The 2412-nt window shown below is 68.8% G+C and carries 2 protein-coding genes; one reads left to right on the top strand and one right to left on the bottom strand.

The features are described from left to right. Nucleotides 1-1046 (bottom strand): Fic family protein (locus HZB86_09815; GenBank protein ID MBI5905825.1); only part of this gene is annotated, 1046 nt, incomplete at its 3' end. 119 nt (nucleotides 1047-1165) lie between these two features. On the opposite strand from HZB86_09815, the gene gdhA reads away from it, so the two are divergent. Further along, the coding region (gdhA, locus tag HZB86_09810; protein MBI5905824.1) for an NADP-specific glutamate dehydrogenase at nucleotides 1166-2412 on the top strand (1247 nt) is incomplete at its 3' end.

The raw sequence follows: 2412 nt of genomic DNA, 5'->3' as shown, positions 1-2412 counted from the left end.
GGGAAGGGCGCCTGACCTGTCAGGCGGTAGCGGGTCGCGCGCCCGGCCCCCATCCGCAGCAGCGCGCCGAGCGCCGTCAGCCGGTTGAGCGTCTGCTTCGCCGTCTCCCGCGGCAACCCCAGCCCCTCCGCCACCGCCCGGTTCGTCACCTCCCCGCGCTTCGCCGCGAGCGACAGGACCGCTTCCTGGTTGGCGGACAGCGCTCCCTCGTCGGGGAACCGACCGATCGCCTCCCGCGCCGCGCGCTGCGAGACGAGCAGCGTTTCCAGGAACGCCAATAGCCACGGGGAGATGTCCGGGCGCGGCAGGTTGCGGCTGGCCTGGCTCTTCCGGAGGGCGAGGTAATACTCCGTCCACCGGCCGGCGATCGCCTTCTCCAGGGAGCCGTACGGGAGGTACGCGTGGCCGCACCGCAGCAGCAGCAGGTTCGTGAGCAGCCGGCCCACCCTCCCGTTCCCGTCGGCGAAGGGGCGGATGGCGAGAAGTTCGAGCAGGTACGCGGCGCACACCAGGAGCGGGTGGAACTCCCCGCCGCCGATCCGCGACGAAAGCCACCCCGAGAGCGTCTCCATCTGGGCCGGTATCAGCAGGGGGCCGGGGGGCCGAAGCGCCACCGGCTCCATCACCCATCGCCGGTCGATCGTTCCGGCGGGCGCGGCGGTCTTGTACCGTCCCGCGCCGGAGCGCGTCCCGGCGACGTATCGGAAGATCCCCGCGTGCAGCGCCTGGAGACACCGCTCGTCCGGCGGCAATCCGGCGTGACCGTCGAACGCCGCCCGCAACGTTTCCGCGTATCCGGCCTCGGCCGGGACGGACGGGGGTCCGGCCAGCCGGGTGGATTCCGCGGCCGATTCCGACGCCACCCCGGCGAGGATCCGCCGCAGGACCGCCTCGGGGGGCTTTGGGACGCCGTCCCACCACCCGCGGAACGCCTCGGCCTCCGCGAGCCGGGAGAGCAGGGGATGGAGGGAGGACGGGGGGAGCGACCGCAGCCGCAGGTCGAACCGGTTCTCCGCGGATGTGTCGGGAATGCGGGGGATCGCCATATGCCCGATTATACCCGATTCGTCCGGATTCGGTTGACCCCCTCCCGCGCCCGGGTAGATTGGATCGTGCGCCGGTCGGCCGGCGCGCAATCCCTCGGCGAAAGAAGGAGGACGGAAGAATGGCGTTACTGGAACGGGTGGAGGCGATCTACCAGGACGTGGTGAAGCGGAATCCCGGCGAGGCGGAGTTCCACCAGGCGGTCAAGGAGGTGCTGGAGTGCCTCGGGCCGGTGCTGGTGAAATACCCCGAGTTCGCCGAGGCGAAGATCATCGAGCGGATCTGCGAGCCCGAGCGGCAGACGATCTTCCGCGTTCCCTGGCAGGACGACCGGGGCCAGGTGCAGATCAACCGCGGCTTCCGGGTGCAGTTCAACAGCGCCCTCGGGCCGTACAAGGGCGGGTTGCGGTTCCACCCGTCGGTGTACCTCGGGATCATCAAGTTCCTCGGCTTCGAGCAGATCTTCAAGAACTCCCTGACCGGGCTGCCGATCGGCGGCGCCAAGGGCGGCTCCGACTTCGACCCGAAGGGGAAGTCGGACAACGAGGTGATGCGGTTCTGCCAGAGCTTCATGACGGAGCTGTGGCGGATCATCGGCGAGCACACCGACGTCCCCGCCGGAGACATCGGCGTGGGGGGGCGCGAGATCGGCTTCATGTTCGGCCACTACAAGCGGCTGACGAACAAGTTCGAGGCGGGCGTCCTCACCGGCAAGGGGCTGGTCTACGGCGGCAGCCAGGTCCGCACCGAGGCGACCGGCTACGGATGCACCTACTTCGTCGAGGAGATGCTGAAGGGCAAGAAGAACGGGTTCAAGGGGAAGAAGGTCGTCGTCTCCGGATCGGGGAACGTCGCCATCTACACCCTGGAGAAGGTGCACCAGCTCGGCGGCAGGGTGATCGCGATGAGCGACAGCAACGGCGTGATCGTGGACGAGAAGGGGGTCAACCTCGAGACGGTCAAGCAGCTCAAAGAGGTGGAGCGCCGCCGGATCAAGGATTACTGCGAATACCACAAGCACGCCAAGTACGTCCACGGCGGGAACATCTGGGACGTGCCGTGCGAAGTGGCGATGCCGTCGGCCACCCAGAACGAGATCACCGGCAAGGACGCCAAGAAGCTGGTGAAGAACGGCTGCATCGCGGTCGGCGAAGGCGCGAACATGCCGACCACGCCGGAAGGCGTGCAGGTGTTCCTCTCCGCGGGCGTCCTCTTCGGGCCCGGCAAGGCGGCCAACGCGGGCGGCGTTGCGACCTCGGCGCTCGAGATGCAGCAGAACGCGGGGCGGGAGGCGTGGGGATTCGAGGAGACCGACGCCAAGCTCCACCAGATCATGCGGAACGTCTACCGGCTCTGCTCCGAGGCGGC

The sequence above is a fragment of the Deltaproteobacteria bacterium genome (assembly GCA_016234845.1).
Taxonomy (GTDB): domain Bacteria; phylum Desulfobacterota; class Deferrimicrobia; order Deferrimicrobiales; family Deferrimicrobiaceae; genus JACRNP01.
Note: the sequence above shows the minus strand (reverse complement) of the source record. Positions and strands in the feature narration are given on the sequence as shown.